Annotated in this window: 15 protein-coding genes; 9 read left to right on the plus strand and 6 right to left on the minus strand. The window is 64.5% G+C overall.

Annotated features, from left to right (window positions below; all coding sequences use genetic code 11):
- Nucleotides 1–5: 5 nt before the first annotated feature.
- The 4 genes from pqqB to pqqE are packed head-to-tail and all read left to right on the plus strand — an operon-like array spanning nucleotide 6 to nucleotide 3,022.
- A complete protein-coding gene (gene pqqB / locus KHP16_RS08135; protein WP_211959921.1) occupies nucleotides 6–935 on the plus strand; it encodes a pyrroloquinoline quinone biosynthesis protein PqqB in 930 nt (309 codons plus the stop codon).
- Between the two features lie 56 nt (nucleotides 936–991).
- Nucleotides 992–1,633, plus strand: a complete 642-nt coding sequence (gene pqqC, locus KHP16_RS08140; protein WP_109582638.1) for a pyrroloquinoline-quinone synthase PqqC — start codon at nucleotides 992–994, stop codon at nucleotides 1,631–1,633.
- Nucleotides 1,630–1,893, plus strand: coding sequence for a pyrroloquinoline quinone biosynthesis peptide chaperone PqqD (gene pqqD, locus KHP16_RS08145; RefSeq protein ID WP_109580912.1), 264 nt, complete (start codon nucleotides 1,630–1,632; stop codon nucleotides 1,891–1,893). The genes pqqC and pqqD overlap by 4 nt, the downstream gene beginning before the upstream one ends.
- Nucleotides 1,877–3,022 carry a pyrroloquinoline quinone biosynthesis protein PqqE gene (gene pqqE / locus KHP16_RS08150; protein ID WP_244835683.1) on the plus strand — a complete coding sequence of 382 codons (1,146 nt, stop codon included), beginning with the start codon at nucleotides 1,877–1,879 and terminating at the stop codon, nucleotides 3,020–3,022. The genes pqqD and pqqE overlap by 17 nt, the downstream gene beginning before the upstream one ends.
- 61 nt (nucleotides 3,023–3,083) lie before the next feature.
- On the opposite strand, the gene KHP16_RS08155 is transcribed toward pqqE, so the two are convergent.
- Both KHP16_RS08155 and KHP16_RS08160 read right to left on the minus strand, forming a co-directional pair.
- The gene (locus KHP16_RS08155; protein ID WP_211959923.1) at nucleotides 3,084–4,037 is read right to left on the minus strand and encodes an alpha/beta fold hydrolase; all 954 of its coding nucleotides are present in this window, start codon (nucleotides 4,035–4,037) and stop codon (nucleotides 3,084–3,086) included.
- Between the two features lie 6 nt (nucleotides 4,038–4,043).
- The gene (locus KHP16_RS08160) at nucleotides 4,044–4,925 is read right to left on the minus strand and encodes a LysR family transcriptional regulator (RefSeq protein WP_109580909.1); all 882 of its coding nucleotides are present in this window, start codon (nucleotides 4,923–4,925) and stop codon (nucleotides 4,044–4,046) included.
- A gap of 92 nt (nucleotides 4,926–5,017) precedes the next feature.
- On the opposite strand from KHP16_RS08160, the gene KHP16_RS08165 reads away from it, so the two are divergent.
- Nucleotides 5,018–6,127, plus strand: a complete 1,110-nt coding sequence (locus KHP16_RS08165) for an NADH:flavin oxidoreductase/NADH oxidase (protein ID WP_211959924.1) — start codon at nucleotides 5,018–5,020, stop codon at nucleotides 6,125–6,127.
- A 61-nt stretch (nucleotides 6,128–6,188) separates the two neighbouring features.
- On the opposite strand, the gene KHP16_RS08170 is transcribed toward KHP16_RS08165, so the two are convergent.
- Nucleotides 6,189–6,623: a hypothetical protein gene (locus tag KHP16_RS08170; RefSeq protein ID WP_146208384.1), complete on the minus strand. Its 435-nt coding sequence runs from the start codon at nucleotides 6,621–6,623 to the stop codon at nucleotides 6,189–6,191.
- A 374-nt stretch (nucleotides 6,624–6,997) separates the two neighbouring features.
- Here KHP16_RS08170 and KHP16_RS08175 point away from each other — a divergent pair, with 374 nt between their 5' ends.
- The 4 genes from KHP16_RS08175 to KHP16_RS08190 all read left to right on the plus strand — a co-directional run bounded on the left by KHP16_RS08175 (nucleotide 6,998) and on the right by KHP16_RS08190 (nucleotide 11,882).
- Nucleotides 6,998–7,336, plus strand: a complete 339-nt coding sequence (locus KHP16_RS08175; RefSeq protein WP_109580906.1) for a DUF4148 domain-containing protein — start codon at nucleotides 6,998–7,000, stop codon at nucleotides 7,334–7,336.
- A 425-nt stretch (nucleotides 7,337–7,761) separates the two neighbouring features.
- Nucleotides 7,762–9,456: an OmpA family protein gene (locus KHP16_RS08180; protein ID WP_244835684.1), complete on the plus strand. Its 1,695-nt coding sequence runs from the start codon at nucleotides 7,762–7,764 to the stop codon at nucleotides 9,454–9,456.
- 59 nt (nucleotides 9,457–9,515) lie between these two features.
- Nucleotides 9,516–10,997, plus strand: a complete 1,482-nt coding sequence (locus KHP16_RS08185; protein ID WP_244835685.1) for a hypothetical protein — start codon at nucleotides 9,516–9,518, stop codon at nucleotides 10,995–10,997.
- 72 nt (nucleotides 10,998–11,069) lie between these two features.
- Nucleotides 11,070–11,882, plus strand: a complete 813-nt coding sequence (locus KHP16_RS08190; protein WP_211959926.1) for a hypothetical protein — start codon at nucleotides 11,070–11,072, stop codon at nucleotides 11,880–11,882.
- 13 nt (nucleotides 11,883–11,895) lie between these two features.
- On the opposite strand, the gene KHP16_RS08195 is transcribed toward KHP16_RS08190, so the two are convergent.
- From KHP16_RS08195 to KHP16_RS08205, 3 genes are all read right to left on the minus strand, one after another.
- The gene (locus KHP16_RS08195) at nucleotides 11,896–13,323 is read right to left on the minus strand and encodes a CAP domain-containing protein (RefSeq protein WP_211959927.1); all 1,428 of its coding nucleotides are present in this window, start codon (nucleotides 13,321–13,323) and stop codon (nucleotides 11,896–11,898) included.
- A 169-nt stretch (nucleotides 13,324–13,492) separates the two neighbouring features.
- Complete coding sequence (locus tag KHP16_RS08200; RefSeq protein ID WP_244835686.1) at nucleotides 13,493–14,656, minus strand: dipeptidase; 1,164 nt, start codon at nucleotides 14,654–14,656, stop codon at nucleotides 13,493–13,495.
- Between the two features lie 29 nt (nucleotides 14,657–14,685).
- Nucleotides 14,686–15,708 (minus strand): Fic family protein, encoded by a 1,023-nt coding sequence (locus KHP16_RS08205; protein WP_244835687.1) that lies wholly within the window; start codon nucleotides 15,706–15,708, stop codon nucleotides 14,686–14,688.
- Nucleotides 15,709–16,002 lie beyond the last annotated feature (294 nt).

Genomic DNA, 16,002 nt, shown 5'->3' on the forward strand with positions numbered 1-16,002 from the left:
GACTCATGACGACCATTCGCGTACTCGGGTCGGCCGCCGGCGGCGGCTTCCCGCAATGGAACTGCAATTGCGCCAACTGCGACGGCGTGCGGCGCGGCACGATCGAGGCGAAACCGCGTACGCAATCGTCGATCGCGCTGACGCAGAATGGCCGGGACTGGCTGCTGGTCAATGCCTCGCCCGACGTGCTCGCGCAGATTCGGGCGACACCGGCGCTGCAACCCGCGCGCGCGGCGCGCGACACGGGCATCGCGGCCGTGCTGCTGATGGACGCGCAGATCGATCATGTGACGGGGCTGCTGATGTTGCGCGAGCATCGCCAGCCGCTGCCGCTCTATGCCACACCGTCTGTATTGCGCGACCTTGACCGCGGCTTTCCGCTGCGCGGCATCCTGTCGCACTATTGCGGCGTGGACACGCATGAGCTCGCGCTGGAAGGCAGCGCTACCTCGCCGCCCTTTCAGGTGCCGCCACTCCCGGGCATCGATCTGCACGCGGTGCCGCTCGACAGCAAGCCACCGCCCTATTCCCCGAACCGGTCAACGCCGCAGCCCGGCGACAATATCGGCCTGCGCATCGTCGATCGCGCCACCGGCCGTCGCGCGTTCTATGCGCCGGGCCTCGGTGCGATCTCGCCGGAGGTCCGCGAGGAACTCGATCGAGCGGACGTGGTGCTTGTCGATGGCACATTCTGGACCGATGACGAGATGCCCCGGCTTGGGCTCTCGACGAAGCGCGCGCGCGACATGGGGCACCTTGCGCAATCGGGCCCCGACGGCATGATCGCGGCGCTCGACGCCTCGCGCGCGGCGCGCAAGATCCTCATTCATATCAACAACACGAACCCGATCCTCGTGGAAGACTCGCCCGAGCGGCGCGAGCTTGCCGCGCATGGCATCGAGGTCGCCTACGACGGCATGGAGATTGCCCTGTGACCGCTCCCGACATTTCCCCGGAGGCCCGTGCCGCGTTCGAAGCGCGCCTGCGGGGCATGGAGTCGCGCTACCACATCCATCATCCGTTCAACCGGCGCATGGCCAGCGGCCAGTGCTCGCCCGAGCAGATTCGCGGATGGGTGGCCAACCGGTTCTACTACCAGCTCAATATTCCGCTCAAGGACGCGGCGATCCTGTCCAATTGTCCCGATCGCGCCACGCGCCGCGAATGGGTCATCCGCATCCTCGATCACGATGGGACCGATACCGAGCCCGGCGGTATCGAGGCGTGGACGCGGCTCGGCGAGGCGGTGGGCCTTACGCGCGAACAACTCTGGTCGCAGGAGCTCGTGCTCCCCGGCGTGCGTTTCGCGGTGGATGCCTATGTGAATTTCGCGCGGCGCGCGCCGTGGCAGGAGGCCGTGTGCTCCTCGCTGACAGAGATGTTCGCGCCGGCGATCCACAAGGAACGTCTGTCAGGCTGGCCCGACCAGTATCCATGGATCCAGCCCGAGGGCCTCGCCTACTTCCGTTCGCGCATTCCGCTCGCGCAGCGCGACGTCGATCACGGCCTGCGCGTGACGCTCGACTATTTCCGCACGCCCGCGCAACAGACACGCGCGGTGGAGATCCTGCAATTCAAGCTCGACATCCTGTGGTCGATGCTCGACGCGATTGAAAAGGCGTATCCTGCATGACGAACGACATCACGATGCCCCGGCTCGACAAGCTCTACCGGCTGCAGTACGAAGACGCCCAGAAGGCATGGGTGCTGCTATATCCGGAAGGTATGGTCAAGCTCAATGACAGCGCCGGTGCCATCCTGCAGCGCTGCGACGGCGCCCATACCGTTGCGATGATGGTGGACGAACTGCAACAGGCCTTCGGTATCGAAGGCATCGCCCCGGAGGTGGAGACCTTTGTCCAACACGCCATCGAGCGTGGCTGGCTCGTCTGAGCTCGCCACGATCGCCCCGCCGTTGTGGCTGCTTGCCGAGCTCACGTATCGTTGCCCGCTGCATTGCGCGTTCTGCTACAACCCGCTGGACTACGCGCGCCACGATCGCGAGCTCGACACGGCGCAGTGGAAGCGCGTGCTGACGGAAGCGCGCGGGCTGGGCGCCGCGCAACTGGGCTTTTCGGGTGGAGAGCCGCTGCTCCGTGACGATCTGGAAGACCTCGTCGCGCATGCGCGTGGGCTGGGCTTCTACACCAACCTCATCACGTCGGGTGTCGGGCTGACCGACGCGCGCCTCGGCGCCTTGCGCGAGGCGGGGCTCGATCATATCCAGCTGTCGTTCCAGGACTCCACGCGCGAGATGAACGACTTTCTGTCGAGCACGCGCACGTTCGCGCTCAAGCAGCGCGTGGCATCGCTGATCAAGGCGCATGGGTATCCGATGGTGCTCAACTGCGTGCTCCATCGCTATAACCTGCCGCATGTGGGGGCGATCATCGAGATGGCGCTGGAGATGGGCGCCGAATATCTCGAACTTGCCAACACGCAGTACTACGGATGGGCATGGGAGAACCGTCTGGCCCTGATGCCGACCGAGGCGCAGCTGCGCGAGGCCGAGGCCGTGGTGGCGTCCTATCGCGCGAAGATCGGCAAGCGTTGCCGCATTCTGTTCGTCGTGCCGGACTACTACGAGACGCGGCCCAAGAAGTGCATGAATGGCTGGGGCTCGGTACTCCTCGGCATCGCGCCCGACGGGGCCGCGCTGCCGTGCCACGCGGCGCGTGCACTGCCGGGGCTGACGTTGCCCAATGTCGCCGGGCAGTCGCTGCACGACATCTGGTATCGCAGCGATGCGTTCCAACGGTTTCGCGGCACGGCGTGGATGCCCGAGCCTTGCCGCAGCTGCGACGAGCGCGAGAACGATCTTGGCGGGTGCCGGTGTCAGGCGTTTCTGCTGACGGGCGATCCCGCGCGTACGGATCCCGTTTGCGACAAGTCTCCCGATCATGCGCGCGTGCGGGAGGTGGTGCTGCATGGCGCGGCTGCCGCCATCGCCGAACACCCGCTCGTGTTCCGCGCCGATGCCGCCTCGCGCGCGTTCGCCGCGGGGAGCACCAAGGCGAGATAGCAGCGGAAAGCCGGGCCGTGGCGTGGCGCGCCGTTGGGGGGTGCGCCGGCGCGAGGCGTCGCTAGCCGGCGCCGCCCGGCCCTTCGCCGATGGCAGTCTTCAATGCCGCCGCCATCTTCCCCACCGGCAAATGCCCCGCCGCAATCCACCGCAGCGTCGCCGCGGGCAACACCGCCTGCAACCGCCGCGCATTCCGCGGATCGCACACCCGGTCCCGCCGTCCGTGCAGGATGGTCACCGGAATCCCCTGCAATCCGACCTCCCGCGCCGCCCGTAGCACCACCGGCTTCCCCAGCCACGCGCGATGCCGCAGATAATGCGCCTGAATCCGATACCGATTCCGCCGCGCCTCCCGCCGCGCCGCGACCGCCGCAACCGCCAATTTCCCACGCACCTTCCGCAACGCAGGCAACCGCAACGCGCTGCGTTCGATCCGCTCATACCCCTCGGCAACACGATGCTGGACGGACGGCGCCCCATGCAGCATCCGGTTGACGACCGCATCGAATGCACCCTCCGCCGTGGGTAGCCGCACGCCCAGCGCCGGCACCCCATGCAACATCGGCAACCCGCGCTGGCGCGGCGAAAACAGTCGCAGCATGTCGTCCCACCCGGACAGGAAACTCCCCCGCAAGACGATCCGCGTGACCGAAGCCGGATGCCGCGCCGCATAGGCGAGCGCCAGCGCCGCGCCCCACGACCCGCCGACCACCCCCCAACGCGCAATGCCGAGATGCGCGCGCAATGCCTCGAGATCCGCGATCAGCGAGGTCACCGAATTCCGGCGCAACGACCCCGCAGGCTTCGATAACCCCGCCCCGCGCTGATCGGGCATCACGACCCGATGCCGCGCCAGATCGAACCACGCCGTCATCGCCGGATAGCAGCGTCCACCGGGGCCGCCATGGACGACAACCCATGGCTCGCCTTCCACCGGCCCCGCCAGCGAGACATGCAATCGATGCCCATCGGGGCGGCGCAGGTAAAACGAGGACACAGGAAACGAAGGTTTCATAAGCGTTCACATGGCGAGCGTGGCGGGCACCTGCGTGCGCAGATAATCGACCACACGCTCTACACGCGGCGACAGCGCCCACTCGGACCGATGAATGAGCCAGAGCTTGTCGATGACCGGCGCATGGCAATCGAGCACGCGAATCTGGTCCTGACGCGCAAAGGCCTGCCGCGCGTAACGGGGGATGACGGTAAAGCCGAAGCCGCGGGCCACCGGCTCCAGCATCAGGCTGACCTGATTGCTGAACCCGCGGCAAGGCAGCGTGCTCACGCCCGGATTGCCCGGATAGTGCCGACTCAGCAAGCGATTGGCCATGGCCTTGCCATCTGGGTGATCGCAGAAACCGATGCGCTGGAGGTCGTCCCAGCCGCGCACGTCCTCCCCGGCGGGATAGACCAGCTCGAGCGGCTCCTCGCTGAACGGACTCGCGGACAGGCGCGCATCGTCGGGCCGTAGCGAGACGAGGCCCACGTCGAAGCGATTCTGCAAGACGGCATCGAGCGTTTCCGCATCGGGCGCGAATCGATGCCGAATGATCAGTCCCGGCGTCTTGCCCTGCAGGTCGAGCAGACGCGGATAGAGGAACAGCCCGATGCTGCCGGGCGTGATCAGTCCGACCACGCCGCTGTCGGCATGGGCGCTCAGCTGCGCGCGGAGGCGATCGTTGGCGGCTTCCATGTCGGCACAGTATTCGAGGAGCACCTTGCCCGCGGGCGTCAGCTCCACCGCGCGGGGGCGGCGGATCAGCAGCGGGCCGAGCGCATCTTCCAGATGACGGATGTGCTGGCTGACGGCCGCCTGCGTCAGGCCGAGCTGGTCGGCGGCCTGCGTGAAGCTGCCGGTCTGGGCCACCATCGAGAACGACCGTAACCACTGGGGGTTAAACATAACGAAGTCTTATTAAAGTAATAACGCGGAGATAGTTTTCATTATAGCGGCACGCCGATAAGATGGCTTCCTTGCAAAAAGCACGAAAGATCATGACGACACCCGCACTTTTCACTCCGTTCACGCTGAAAGACGTCACCCTCCGCAACCGCATCGCGGTGCCGCCGATGTGCCAGTACAGCGCCGTCGATGGCTTGACCAACGATTGGCACCTGTCGCACTACGCGGGCCTGGCGCGCGGCGGCGCGGGCCTCGTGATCGTCGAGGCCACGGCGGTGTCGCCGGAGGGCCGCATCACGCCGGGATGCACGGGACTGTGGAATGACGAGCAGGCCGCGGGCATGAAGCAGATCGCCGACGCCATCAAGGCCGGCGGCGCCGTCGCTGGCATCCAGATCGCCCACGCGGGCCGCAAGGCGAGCGCCAATCGTCCGTGGGAAGGCGACGACCATATCGCCGAAGGCGATGCACGCGGCTGGAAGATCATCGGCCCATCGGCGAAGGCATTCGGCGCGCATCTGCCGAACGTGCCGGAAGCGATGACCGAGGCCGATATCGCGCGCGTGCAAGCCGACTTCGTCGCGGCCGCGGTGCGCGCCCGCGATGCGGGCTTCCAATGGCTGGAGCTGCATTTTGCGCATGGCTACCTGGCGCAGAGCTTCTTCTCGACCCATGGCAATGCCCGCACCGACGGCTACGGTGGCGACGCCGTTGGCCGCGGCCGCTTCCTGCTGGAAACGCTCGCCGCCGTTCGCGAAGTCTGGCCGCAAAACCTGCCGCTGACCGCGCGCTTCGGTGTCATCGAGTACGACGGCAACGACGAGCAGACGCTCAGGGAATCGATCGAACTGGTCCGCGCGATGCGCGAAGGCGGGCTCGACATGCTGAACGTCAGCGTCGGCTTCTCCACGCCCGACGCGCAGATCCCCTGGGGCCCCGCCTTCCTGGCCCCGATCGCAGAACGCGTGCACCGCGAAGCAGGCATCCCGGTCGCCTCGTCGTGGGGTATCGACGATCCGGTCATCGCCAACCGCGTAGTCGAACAAGGCCAGATGGACCTCGTCATGGTCGGCCGCGCGATGCTGTCGAACCCGCATTGGCCGTACCAGACCGCGATGAAGCTCGGCGTGGAACGCCCGTCGTGGGTGCTGCCGGCGCCGTATGCGCATTGGCTGGAGCGGTATCGGGTGCAATCGGCTTGATTGCGAGGCGGCGAGGCGTCCGTCAACTTAGCCGTGTGCCCGCGCCGCCTCCAACGGCCCCCTATGCGCCCTCACATTGGAGATAACTCGTCACGGCCGCGGTCCATCCCCGGGCTTCGTCGAAGTTATCCACGAGCGCGCGAGGCGCCGGCGTGCTGCCGGCCGTGGCCGCGCTCATTGCTGCCATCCCATGCTGGACCATGTAGGCGGGGAAGTACGCCGGTGGACCGAAGCTCCGGACCGAGGCACACAGTCCGCGCCGTTGCGCCGGATTCCCCATGGTCGCAGTGAGGTGGGACTGGAACGCCTGCAACTGCGCGCTGTCCGCGGACTGCAGCGTGAATCCGCGGATGACCTTTACCACCTGATGCGCCGTCTTGTCGGCCACCCGAAGCGAATCGAAGTGGCCATAGGCACCGCTCAGGGCAAACGCGAAGACCGCGTTGTCGAGCTGGGTCTGCGCGATGCAGGCGGCCATCACCCTGTTGAGTACCACCGGGTTCATATCATTGCGCAGCTGCGTGGGCTCGAGGCATGGCACCGGGACATCCGCGGGCGGTTTCGCTGCGTGCGCGCTGACGGCAATAGCGAGATGGCACACAGTCAGCGCGAAACGAATTCCTGCATTCACGACATTACCCCCCCGAAGGCTGTGGAAGCCCCGCCAGACGGGGCCGTCGTTCGTTAACGGCAACCATCGCGCGAGACTGAAGGGTTGCGGGGTGCACCGCGGCGTGCCGACAGCCGGACGCTGACAAACTTGTCATGATTCGGTCAGTCTCGGGTCAGTGCCGGGCGCCAATACTGGGTACAAGTTCATCGCACGATGACTTCCGCCAAAAAGGCCAACCAACCCAGGAGGTACCTATCATGAAAACCCTTGCACGCACCCTGCTCGTCGCCTGCACCCTCGCCATCCCCGCCGTGTCCTTCGCCCAGAGCGTCGATCAGAACGGCCCCGTGACGCGCGCCGAAGTTCGCGCCGATCTGGTCCGCGTCGAGAAGGCCGGCTTCACGCCGCTGGGCGGCGACAACTACAGCTACCCCGCCGCGATCCAACGCGCCGAAGCGAAGATCGCCGCGCAGGATCAGGTCGCGACCGCTACGACGCCGTCGCTGACGCCGGGCGTCAAGCTCGTTGCCGCCAATACGACGCACCAGCACTACCGCATCGACGATGCCCGCAGCGTCTACACCGATGGCGCCTGAGCATGAACAATACCGGGCCATGACGGCCCGGTATTCGTGCTGCCTCGACGATGTCCCGACTTCCACATGTCGCGGCTATCGTCGAATACCCCTCTCCAGAGCGATACACGACCTTTCGTGATCCGATTACCATCGAGCCACTAAAAATAGAATCGACACGCTCGCTGGCCATAATTTTTCTAAAGCATCAGCAACAAATCGAAGGAAACATGTCCCTGTCCGAAGCCTCGGATGGCGGCGCTTTTCCGCGTTTTCTCAAGGCTTTTGGCATGGCGCGATATCAGCCATTTCCATTTCGCCAATTCCAAAAATCCGCTTAAAGCTTTTCTTTTCGTTACCGATATAACGGTAATGCCGGTGGCATCGCGCAATTTTTTTCCCTTGTGTGTTGCACCTCGTATCGCCTTTCCTTCCTGATGGCTGCAATGACACGAACCAAAACAAGCAAGTCACGTCATCCCTCTTCACGCACGCTTTCGCTTCCACGTCGCACGCTCGCGGGTTCCGTCGCGGCGTGCCTGCTCGTGTCCGGCTGCGCTACCGCCCCGGGAACGCCCGGCGGCTATCTCAAGGACACCTTCGCCAGCGATGACCCGTGCGCCAACAATGCGCGCAACATCGGATTGGCCGCCGGCGTGGTGGTCGGCGCATTGCTGGGCGCGGCGGTATCGAACAACAAGAAGGTGGGCGCGCTGGTCGGCGCGGGGGTCGGCGCGGCCGCGGGCGGCTTGATCGGGGCCGACATGGATCGACGCCGTTGCGAACTGGCGCGCATCGCGCAGAAGCACGGCCTCGACATGACCGTCACGCCGCTCGACGCGGCCACGGGCTCGGCACAGGATGGCAAGGCCGCCAATAACCCGAACGCGCAGAATGCCGGACTTCTCGTCGCGGTCACGGACAATGCCGCACCCGGCAAGGCCCAGTTCGCGCACGGTTCGGCGGAACTGCAGCCAGCTGCCCGCGCGTCCTTCATGGATATCGCCCTGCAGTATTCGTATGTGGCGCAATCCCGCACGCTGAACGCGCAAAGCAGCCAGCAGGACCGCAATGCCATCGAAGCTCTAAAGTTCAAACGCATTCTGCTCGTCGGCCACACGGACGATACCGGCGCATCGACCTATAACGCGGATTTGTCGGAACGCCGGGCGCGCGCGGTGGCCGCGGTCTTCCGCGAAGCTGGTGTGCCGGAATCGCAATTGTTCTATCAGGGCGCGGGCGAGACATTGCCCGTCGCCGACAATCATCTGGAGGCCGGCCGCGCGAAGAACCGCCGCGTCGAGATCGTCGATCTGACCGACGATGCGAGTCTTGCGCGCTTTCTGGAAGTGCGTCGGCCAAATGTCGCGTTCTACCGCAACACCACGGAATCGCCCGCCGTCGCTTCGTCGAATACGCCGCCCCGCGTGGCGCAGCCGAACAATGCGCCCGTCACGGTAGCCACCACAGCAGCCGTCAAGCCCCAGAAAAGTCCGCAGCCGCCCAGGCCGGCGGCACCCGCAACGGCGGCCGTGCGGCAAAGCCCGGACGCGCAACCGTCGGCGGCTGCCGTCAAAGGCTGGGACTTCGGCGGCGCCCCGACGCGAGCCAGCGCGGGCACGCTCGATCTCGGCAAGCTGGAACGTTCATCCGGCTTCTCGATCATCCCTTCCGCGGTGGCCGATACGCCGATCACGCGCTGCGATCTGGACCGCCCCCGTGCATCGAATGCCGTCAAATCGCTCAAGGACGACAAGGCCATTGCGACAGGCGATTACATGCCGGGCCTCTTCAACACAAGCTGGGTGGACAAGGTCAACGGCAATCTCGTGGCACTGAACAACGTCGCGGTCTTGCGCGATGGCGGCGCACCCGCGCGCAAGCCGACGCTCCTCGTCTATCGCGACTATCGCGACAGCAAGCAGGAGCCGGAACTCCGCACCACGCCGGAGGTGAACACGTATCGGGGCGACAAGGCCCTGCTGTATCGCGTGTTCGTCAATCAGGCGTCCGTGCAATGCCTGGACATCGTCATTCCGCACAGGACGCCGGATCGTGCCGAAGGCTCCTGGCTGCGTTACGACAAGATGGGCGAACAGTATTCGGCCGCATTCAATCCGCAGCTCGTGCGCGTGCATTGAGCCATACACGATAACTTCCTGCTGAGAACGAAAAAATGGGTGACTGGATCAACCAAAACATGTCGGTGATCTACTCCGCGATTGCGCTCGGGATCTTGCTGATGATCTATCTGAGCAACAAGTTCCGGATTGATTTCCTGCTGATGAACTTCTGGTACGGCCTGCCCGTCGTCGGAAAGATCGCGCGCCTGTCACGGGACAACACGCGCCACGCCAAGAACAAGACGTGGACGATTTCCGAACGCACGCTCTGCGATGCCTACAAGCAGTTCATCCACTTCACGACCGAAGACGAGTTCAACAAGCGGCTGACCTATCTGTCCAAGGCGAACGACCTTGGCCGTTCGCCGACGCCCGGCTGGATGATGGGCCTGCTGTTCGTGCTGGTGCTGGCCGAGGGTCTCGGCTTCTCGTACATGCTGGGCACCTGGATGGCCGGCGAGAGCGGCAGCGAGAACACGCGGCAGTTGCTGATGTGGGCGGTGGTGTTCGTGCTCTGCGTGATCTTCGTGTTCGTGATGCATGCGGCCGGCCATCAGCTGTATCGATCGAACCTCGTCGCCAAGGCGGATCGCGACTGGCGCGCCGATGGTCAGCCGGGGAAGTTCTCGAGCCACAACATCAAGCTCGACGACGTCCAGTCCAAAGATGACGACCAGCCCGAGTACACGCAGTGCGCCAACCGCGTCGGCACCGGCCGGAGCTACTTCATGGTCGGCACGGCCATCGTCATCATCGTCGTGGTCGCCGTTGTTTCGACGATCATGCGGATGCGCCACCTCGACTCTGAACATACGGCCTCGACGACGCTCTCCGCACCGGCGAACGCGACCGGCGGCAACCCGTTCGACAAGCTCGGACAAGGGCTGCCCAACGAGGTACTCCAAAGCCAGGCAAAGGCGGAAGCGAAGGCCGCCGAAGACGGCAAGGCCGCTTACAAGGACGAAGGCTACGCCGCGTTCTTCATGCTGGCGTTCATTTTCGCGATCACGCAGCTGGTCGGTATTGCCGGCGGCTACAAGTGGGGCTTCGCGGGCCGCGAGAGCAAGGCGGCCTTCAAGGGGACGCGCGGGTTTTCGACCTATGACGACTATCTGTCGTTCTACGCACCGCTGGCGCAAGTGGCGCAGTCCAAGCTGCAGGCGCTCCAGCAGAAGCTGAGCGAGCGGCGTACCAACGATGGACTGCGCCTCGAGCATACGTTCGACGATTTCCTGGAAGAGCACCGCGTCAACCGCCTGAAGGCCATGGGCGCAACCGCCGCCCCGGCTGCTGGGGCTACCGCTGCTGCCGCCGAAGCGGTGGTTGCCGCCGCATCGGCGCCGGTCAAGTACACCGCGGAGGAAGCGCTGCGCGAGATCGATTCGCTGACGGCGGCATCGGGCAAGGAGTCTGCCATCCGCTTCCTGCAATCGCTGCCGGACGATACGCGGGCGACGGTCACGTCCCTGCTGACCGAGCGCAAGGCCGCGCGCGAAGCCGCCGAGGCCGCCGCGCGAGACAAGGAAGCGGAACGCGCTCGTCTTGAGTCGCTGCTGTAAGGAACCGCTATGAAGATACTCCGGAATGCCCGCGCGGTGCGCGTGGCGGCGGCTATGATTACGGCGGCTACGATGACCTTTCCGCCTTTGGCGGCGCATGCCGCGAGCAACGATATTCCGAGCTGCTATGCAGCCAATCAGTTGCCCGCATCCGCTCAACCCGCTGATCGCGCGCTGTTCATCGTGATCGACCAGACGACGGTCCTCGATGACACGCTCACGCGCGAACTCGGACGCCAGTTGCAGACGCTGATCGTGCCGGGTACATCGTTTCAGGTGTTCAGCTTCTCCGCATACGCGCAGGGGCGTTATCTGCAGCCGCTGGGCGGCGGGTATCTCGAACCCCCGATCACGGACAAGGCGGTGCGCGACAGTACCGCGGTGAAGCAACTGAAAAGTCTCGACGGCTGCCTGAAGTCGCAATTCACGTTCGGCACCAACCTCGCCGCCAAGGCGGTCGGTGAAGCGCTGCAGGGTGCGAGCGGCAATCTGGCCAAGTCCGATGTCGTAGGCAGCCTGGCGAGCGTGTCGAAGGCGGTCGGGGAGGCGCGGGCTCGCGTCAAGACCGTGCTCGTTGTGTCGGACATGCTCGAGAACTCCTCGGTCTCCAGCTTCTATGCGCAGGATCGCATGCGGCAGATCGATGCCGACGCCGAACTGCAGAAGGTACAGAAGGCCAACATCCGCGCGGATTTCGCGGGCGCGTCCATTTATGTCATGGGTGCGGGCATCGTGCCCGATGTGCCAGGCAAGCGAGCCACCGCGAACTATCGATCGACACAATCGCTCGCGTCGTTGCGCGCGTTCTGGGACGGCTTTTTCGCCCAGTCGAATGGAAAGCTCGTCGAATTTGGAACCCCCGCCCTGCTGACGCCGATCCGCTAGCGGCGTACGGGCGCTAGTGAACGTGACTCCGTACGAGAAACGCGCCCCACACCCATCCCCCCGCTACCCTGCACCAGTCATCGGCCTTGCATTCGTAGAGCGGCAACGTCTGCCCCTGCCGCAGCATGCCGATGACCCGTCCCACTCCTCCCGGTACGTCATAGAGATCGACATCCGAGATGATCACCGTCGTGATCGGGCGCGCGGCGCTGCGTTCGCCGATCATCATCGGGGCGAAGCCTTGTAGCGGGCGCGGAACGTTCTGGCTCAGGACGCCCGGCTGCGCGGCGTTGAAGTTGCCTGGCGGGTCGTACTCGCAAGCCCACAGGGTGCCCTGCGTCGTCCCCAGCGCACAGGTGTTCCTCGCACAGCCAAGCCTCGTCGTTGCCTTCCAGATCATTTGCGTGAAATGCCCGGTGACCTTCTTCGGATTATTCGCCGGATCGCATGCATCCCCGAAGATCGTTCCGGAATCATCCTCGCCGGCCAGCTTCGGCGAAGGGTTGTTGAAGTCGTAGACCTTCGATTCGCAATACCACTGCTGCGCGGCCTCCTTCCCCGTGCGGCTCGGATAGCCGAACGACAGGTTCTCGCCGTAGTGATAGTTGGGATCCGTGCCGCAGCCGAATGACGGACTCTGGTGGCAGAAGAATTCGTCGTTGTTGCTGTTCTTCGCCTTGCGACACGCACTGACCCATTGCTGCGCGTTGCTGGCCAGCTCCTGTGACCAGTTGAGCGCGGGCACGCCGTGCCGCGCGCGCATGGCGTTGTGTTCGTTGCAGATATCCAGTTCCTCCCCGCTGAGTCCCGCGCACCCCGTTCCCGGCGATGGCCCCGGCCCCCCTCCGCCGCCCGCGCCGCTTCCGCCCCCGGGCGTAAACGCGCCGCACAGCAATCCCAGCGCATTCACATGCCGCCCATACCGCCCCTGCACGCCAGTCGCCGCTTCCCCCGCGGGACATGTCTGGATCTCCGTCGGAAAGCGCGAGAATCCCGGCGGTTCCTGCCCCAGCCTGAAGGTCGTACGATCGTTTCCAGTCGTGGATCGGCAACTGACATCGATCGTCAGGACCTGCCGATTGCCGTCCGTGAACAGCAAGCCGATGCCCGCCACGATCTTGCCCGCGCCGCAGGTTCGTTCGGACGGTCCACCGCCGTTACCCCCACGCGTTGGGCCGAACCATGGCGCACCGACATCCCCGTTGGGCGCCACCGGCGCGCAGGTAATGGAGATCTGATCCATCCACGCGCCCGATCGCACTCGCATGCCGACAAGAAATTGACCGGCGGGGCATGCATCGCGCGCGGCGAAGTCCCCCTGTGCCCCTACCGCGGCAAAATCTCGTGCCGAACCGAGCCTGGAATGCAGGCTCGATAGCAGGATCAGGAAACACAGCAACGCGAATGCCATCCGGTGCGACACCGGCTCGGTTGAGGTCATCGCAGTCTCCCCGATTTGCTGCTTCTTGTTGTTGCACGCGGGACAGCGGGTGCGGCGGTCCAGGCAATGGCTACAGCCTAGAAAGCACGCTTCGAAAAGCAAATGCGCTTCGGTTTATTCTGATCTGCACGAAATTTCAGGGACAGCCCGTGGCGAGCCGCTGGCGGTACTATCGACGCGGCGCTATCGACGCATCAAAGACGCGTCGATAGTTGCCGCCCAGCACCTGCTCCGTCTCAGCCTGGGAAAATCCTTCCGCCAGCAATGCGCTGCCCAGCAACGGCAACTGCGCATAGTTCGTGAACACCGGCGGCGAGATAAAGCCGAGCATGTCCGTCCCGAGGCCGACATGCTCGACACCGACCACATCCGCCATGCGCTTGAACCCATGTGCCATCTCGCGCAAGTCGTGGAACGATCCCGCGCTGGGCCAGATGCCGATGACCCCGCCCGTATCGGCAACCGCGCGCGCATGATCGGCCGAAATCGAACGCCCGCGAGACGTGGGCCGCGAAACCAACGCGGTATGCGACAGCACCAGCGGCTTCGTCGAGACGGTCGCCGCGCGCTTCACGAGGTCGTACGTGCCATGCGCGACATCGACGACGATGCCCAGCGCATTGCATCGACGCACGACATGCGCGCCGAAATCGGTCAAGCCGCCCTGTGCCGGTGCCTCCGTCTGGATATCGCCAAGCTCGTTGACGCGATAGTGCGTCAGCTGCAATTGCCGCAGCTTGTGCACTTCAAATGCCTCATCGACACGCTCCACGGCGCCCTCGAGGAAATCCGCGCCTTCCGCGGTGATGATCACGCGCGGCCCGTCGCCGGCGGTGCGAAGCGCCCCGGCATCCGTCACCACACCGAGCCCTTGTTCGGCACATAGCGCCTTCGCCCGTTCGAACGACAGCTGCGACAGCCGATACAACTCCCCCGGCTCGGGCTTGCGCCACGCCTCGAACCGCTTGCGATCGGCCGACACGCGCGTGGCGGCGGTATCGGCAACGATGGCCAGGCAGATCACGTTCATCCCACCCTCGACCATCGGCGCACGCAGCGACGTGAAAGCACGATGCAACCCCGTCGCTGGATCCCGCGAGAGCGTGACACGACCTGCATGGCTATGCATATCGATGGTCACGGCCCCCGGCGATGCGCGCCATGGCACCGTCCCACCTTCGGGACGTTCCCCGGATCGCCCCGGCGCGCAAGCCACCACGCCCAGCGCGGCCCCAAACGCAAGAAACGCGCGCCTGCGTGGCCTGAACTGCAGGGCCGTGGTGGCCGCGTCGGCTTCCACCGGCAATCGTGCTTCCTGGATGTTGGATGTCATGTCGTGAGGAATAAGGTAGCGCCGCCGCGCTACTCCAGATCCACCGCAGCTTCCGGGTAAAGCTTGGGGAAGAGAAAATTCAATGCGTCCAGTGGAAAGCCGATCTCGACGTCTCCGCGGTGACTATCGGAAACAAGAAGACCGTCTTTCAGAAACTGCGCAAGCAGCCGTCGCCCCGTGCGTTCGCCCACGCCGGTCATCTGAATAAAGTCCGCTCGCGACACTCCGCCGGCCGCGATCAGATGGTGCAGCGGCATCAAGGCTTCCTGCCGGTAATACTTGTACTGGCTCGAGTGACCACGAAACGAGATCAAGGCCTGAAGGCGCTCACGCATCTCCGTAATGTCGAGCATCCTGGTCATGAATGAAACCTGATCGTCGCACTGCCCGATAAAGAACTTGCACCATTCCCGCAGCATGCGCTCGCTGAGGTTTCCCCGGCCATCGACGTCGCCCTGCCGCGGCATATTCGCGTTGCTCAGCAAACCATAATAGTCATCACGCCTTCTCGCCAGCCCGCGGTTCACCGACCACAACCCTCCACTCAGCGGATACAGCGCGCAATGGGTCTGCAAACGCGCGGAACGCCCATTGCCATCGCGAAAGGGGTGCGTCCAGACAACCCGATGATGCGCGGCGGCGATGGTGTAGAGCAACGGATCGAGGCCAACGAGCCGGCCGTAGATCTGCGTCATTCGCTCCAGAAAACGCGGAAGCGACGCGGGGGTGGGAGCGACATGCTTCTGGATGGCCACCTCCCTCTGGCGAAGGCTACCCGGCTCCACGACGTCGCCGTCCTCGGTGGTCCGGTCTTCGGCGGGCAGTCTGGAGTACAGGGCGTAGTGGGCCTTCAGCAGGAAATCCGAACGCAGTGCATCCGCTTCGCTCGTAACCAGCATCTCCAGCTCACGCTCCGCATCGATATGGGCCACCGCAAGGCGCTGCAACTTGGCAGTCTCCGGCTTTGCCGAGAAGTCCTTTCTCAGCGCGCGCTCGATATTTACCGGATGCGTGCTCTCGCCCTCGATCCGGTTCGAGTAGTACGAGTTCATGCTCCGCACGAGCTCCCTGACGCGGCACCGCGCAGACGCACTCAATGCCCCCTGCAATCGATGAGACTTTTCGATCACATCGCGCGATGCGGAAACAAGCTCTTCGGCCTGCAACTGAGGCAGCAAAGGCTCAAATTGATGTGGACTATCGTAGACCGCGACTACGGTGGATCGTACAGACATGTGGCCAGTTTTTTGGCCAGTTCAATGTCCGGAATACGAATCGTAAAAACCTATTATATACATTAACTTATGCACCACCAAGACTCGGAAAATTCCGATCTTTTGGCCAGT

The sequence above is a fragment of the Cupriavidus plantarum genome (assembly GCF_905397285.1).
Classification (GTDB): domain Bacteria; phylum Pseudomonadota; class Gammaproteobacteria; order Burkholderiales; family Burkholderiaceae; genus Cupriavidus; species Cupriavidus plantarum.

Coding starts and splice junctions, on each gene's coding strand:
- pqqB (WP_211959921.1), top strand. CDS start 6: ATGACGACCATTCGCGTACTCGGGTCGGCCGCCGGCGGCGGCTTCCCG.
- pqqC (WP_109582638.1), top strand. CDS start 992: ATGGAGTCGCGCTACCACATCCATCATCCGTTCAACCGGCGCATGGCC.
- pqqD (WP_109580912.1), top strand. CDS start 1,630: ATGACGAACGACATCACGATGCCCCGGCTCGACAAGCTCTACCGGCTG.
- KHP16_RS08155 (WP_211959923.1), bottom strand. CDS start 4,037: ATGAAACCTTCGTTTCCTGTGTCCTCGTTTTACCTGCGCCGCCCCGAT.
- KHP16_RS08160 (WP_109580909.1), bottom strand. CDS start 4,925: ATGTTTAACCCCCAGTGGTTACGGTCGTTCTCGATGGTGGCCCAGACC.
- KHP16_RS08165 (WP_211959924.1), top strand. CDS start 5,018: ATGACGACACCCGCACTTTTCACTCCGTTCACGCTGAAAGACGTCACC.
- KHP16_RS08175 (WP_109580906.1), top strand. CDS start 6,998: ATGAAAACCCTTGCACGCACCCTGCTCGTCGCCTGCACCCTCGCCATC.
- KHP16_RS08180 (WP_244835684.1), top strand. CDS start 7,762: ATGACACGAACCAAAACAAGCAAGTCACGTCATCCCTCTTCACGCACG.
- KHP16_RS08185 (WP_244835685.1), top strand. CDS start 9,516: ATGTCGGTGATCTACTCCGCGATTGCGCTCGGGATCTTGCTGATGATC.
- KHP16_RS08190 (WP_211959926.1), top strand. CDS start 11,070: ATGACCTTTCCGCCTTTGGCGGCGCATGCCGCGAGCAACGATATTCCG.
- KHP16_RS08195 (WP_211959927.1), bottom strand. CDS start 13,323: ATGACCTCAACCGAGCCGGTGTCGCACCGGATGGCATTCGCGTTGCTG.
- KHP16_RS08200 (WP_244835686.1), bottom strand. CDS start 14,656: ATGACATCCAACATCCAGGAAGCACGATTGCCGGTGGAAGCCGACGCG.
- KHP16_RS08205 (WP_244835687.1), bottom strand. CDS start 15,708: ATGAACTCGTACTACTCGAACCGGATCGAGGGCGAGAGCACGCATCCG.